Origin of the sequence: Blautia sp. BIOML-A1 (assembly GCF_009883055.1) — a bacterium.
In the GTDB taxonomy this organism is placed as follows: domain Bacteria; phylum Bacillota; class Clostridia; order Lachnospirales; family Lachnospiraceae; genus Blautia_A.
Genome location: NZ_WWVR01000099.1, coordinates 1 through 2,780, shown reverse-complemented (window position 1 = coordinate 2,780; position 2,780 = coordinate 1). Strand labels below are relative to the sequence as shown.

Annotated in this window: 6 protein-coding genes; all 6 read left to right on the top strand. The window is 39.0% G+C overall.

The annotated features are described in order from the left end of the window. The coding region (gene tnpA / locus GT674_RS17020) for an IS200/IS605 family transposase (protein WP_161286700.1) at positions 1–228 on the top strand (228 nt) is incomplete at its 5' end. Then, positions 120–356 carry a helix-turn-helix domain-containing protein gene (locus tag GT674_RS18490; protein WP_442859874.1) on the top strand — a complete coding sequence of 79 codons (237 nt, stop codon included), beginning with the start codon at positions 120–122 and terminating at the stop codon, positions 354–356. The genes tnpA (GT674_RS17020) and GT674_RS18490, both read left to right, overlap by 109 nt. A gap of 138 nt (positions 357–494) precedes the next feature. Next, a complete protein-coding gene (tnpA, locus tag GT674_RS17010) occupies positions 495–902 on the top strand; it encodes an IS200/IS605 family transposase (protein WP_161286690.1) in 408 nt (135 codons plus the stop codon). Continuing rightward, entirely contained in the window at positions 794–1,816 is a 1,023-nt protein-coding gene (tnpA, locus tag GT674_RS17005; RefSeq protein ID WP_330585654.1) for an IS200/IS605 family transposase, read from the top strand. The genes tnpA (GT674_RS17010) and tnpA (GT674_RS17005) overlap by 109 nt, the downstream gene beginning before the upstream one ends. Continuing rightward, a complete protein-coding gene (locus GT674_RS17000; RefSeq protein ID WP_442859873.1) occupies positions 1,708–2,310 on the top strand; it encodes an RNA-guided endonuclease TnpB family protein in 603 nt (200 codons plus the stop codon). The genes tnpA (GT674_RS17005) and GT674_RS17000 overlap by 109 nt, the downstream gene beginning before the upstream one ends. A gap of 138 nt (positions 2,311–2,448) precedes the next feature. Continuing rightward, the coding region (tnpA, locus tag GT674_RS16995) for an IS200/IS605 family transposase (RefSeq protein WP_161286698.1) at positions 2,449–2,780 on the top strand (332 nt) is incomplete at its 3' end.

Below are 2,780 nucleotides of genomic sequence, written 5' to 3'. Positions count from 1 at the left end.
CATGTGCATGTAATGTTTCGTGCACAGCCTAAAACAGAACTCAGTAAATTTATCAATGCTTATAAAAGTGCCAGCAGCAGGCTGCTGAAAAAAGAGTATCCGGAAATCCGGGAAAAACTTTGGAAAGAAGCGTTCTGGAGCCAGAGTTTCTGTCTTTTGACGGCAGGAGGGGCACCAGTAGAAGTGATCCGTCAATACATCGAAAATCAGGGAGAGAAAAAGAATTGAACATAGCATATCGTTTCCGGATCTATCCAACAGAAGAACAGAAGATACTCCTTGGAAAAACATTTGGCTGTTGTCGTTTTCTGTACAACCAGATGCTTAATGACAAGATCCAGNATTTTTTAACATAATATATAGCAAGAATTCTCCTTCCTCTACAGGTGGGAGATGAATTGCAAAAAATAAAAAAGAACACTTGTTTGGTGCAAAAATCCATGGTATAATAGAATCAGTCGATAAGATAATTATTCAAAAAAAGGACTGGTTTTATGGAAAATATGGATCACAATGCACATTCAGTGTACTTGATGTATTATCACCTGATTATGGTGGTGAAATATCGAAGAAAAGTTATCAATGATCCGATTTCAGAAAGAGCAAGGGAAATATGGGGATATATTGCCCCACGGTATGGAATTGTTTTGGAGGAATGGAATCATGATATTGATCATGTGCATGTAATGTTTCGTGCACAGCCTAAAACAGAACTCAGTAAATTTATCAATGCTTATAAAAGTGCCAGCAGCAGGCTGCTGAAAAAAGAGTATCCGGAAATCCGGGAAAAACTTTGGAAAGAAGCGTTCTGGAGCCAGAGTTTCTGTCTTTTGACGGCAGGAGGGGCACCAGTAGAAGTGATCCGTCAATACATCGAAAATCAGGGAGAGAAAAAGAATTGAACATAGCATATCGTTTCCGGATCTATCCAACAGAAGAACAGAAGATACTCCTTGGAAAAACATTTGGCTGTTGTCGTTTTCTGTACAACCAGATGCTTAATGACAAGATCCAGAAATATAAAAAGACAAAGAAGATGTTAAAGAATACACCAGCTATGTATAAAAAGGCGTATCCATTTCTGAAAGAAGTTGATTCGCTGGCACTGGCAAATGTTCAGCTCCATCTGGAAAAAGCATATAAGAATTTTTTTTGTGATCCTAAGGTTGGATTTCCACGTTTCAAGTCAAAACATCACTCCAAAAACAGCTATACAACAAATGTAGTCAACGGAAATATTCTGGTAGAAGATAACCGGATCCGGCTTCCAAAATTAAAATGGATCTCCATGAAAAAACACAGGGAGCCTGCAGAAAACTGCCGTTTGAAATCAGTGACAGTCAGTATGGAGCCATCCGGAAAGTATTTTGCAAGTCTGCTGTATGAAGGATACAGCTGCGAAAACCAAGCAGCAGATAAGGATTACAGCAATGTCAAAATACTGGGGATTGATTATGCGATGCAGGGGATGGCTGTGTTTTCAGAAGAGATTGAGATGGAAGAAGCAGGATTCTTCAGAAAAAATGAAAAAAGGCTGGCAAGGGAGCAGCGTAAACTGTCGAGATGTGTAAAAGGAAGCCGCAATTANCATGTGCATGTAATGTTTCGTGCACAGCCTAAAACAGAACTCAGTAAATTTATCAATGCTTATAAAAGTGCCAGCAGCAGGCTGCTGAAAAAAGAGTATCCGGAAATCCGGGAAAAACTTTGGAAAGAAGCGTTCTGGAGCCAGAGTTTCTGCCTTTTGACGGCAGGAGGGGCACCAGTAGAAGTGATCCGTCAATACATCGAAAACCAGGGAGAGAAAAAGAATTGAACATAGCATATCGTTTCCGGATTTATCCAACAGAAGAACAGAAGATACTCCTTGGAAAAACATTTGGCTGCTGTCGTTTTCTGTACAACCAGATGCTTAATGACAAGATCCAGGAGTATAAAAAGACAAAGAAGATGTTAAAGAATACACCAGCCATGTATAAAAAGGCGTATCCATTTCTGAAAGAAGTTGATTCGCTGGCGCTGGCAAATGTTCAGCTCCATCTGGAAAAAGCATATAAGAATTTTTTTCGTGATCCTAAGGTTGGATTTCCACGTTTCAAGTCAAAACATCACTCCAAAAACAGCTATACAACAAATGTAGTCAACGGAAATATTCTGGTAGAAGATAACCGGATCCGGCTTCCAAAATTAAAATGGATCTCCATGAAAAAACACAGGGAGCCTGCAGAAAACTGCCGTTTGAAATCAGTGACAGTCAGTATGGAGCCATCCGGAAAGTATTTTGCAAGTCTGCTGNATTTTTTAACATAATATATAGCAAGAATTCTCCTTCCTCTACAGGTGGGAGATGAATTGCAAAAAATAAAAAAGAACACTTGTTTGGTGCAAAAATCCATGGTATAATAGAATCAGTCGATAAGATAATTATTCAAAAAAAGGACTGGTTTTATGGAAAATATGGATCACAATGCACATTCAGTGTACTTGATGTATTATCACCTGATTATGGTGGTGAAATATCGAAGAAAAGTTATCAATGATCCGATTTCAGAAAGAGCAAGGGAAATATGGGGATATATTGCCCCACGGTATGGAATTGTTTTGGAGGAATGGAATCATGATATTGATCATGTGCATGTAATGTTTCGTGCACAGCCTAAAACAGAACTCAGTAAATTTATCAATGCTTATAAAAGTGCCAGCAGCAGGCTGCTGAAAAAAGAGTATCCGGAAATCCGGGAAAAACTTTGGAAAGAAGCGTTCTGGAGCCAGAGTTTCTG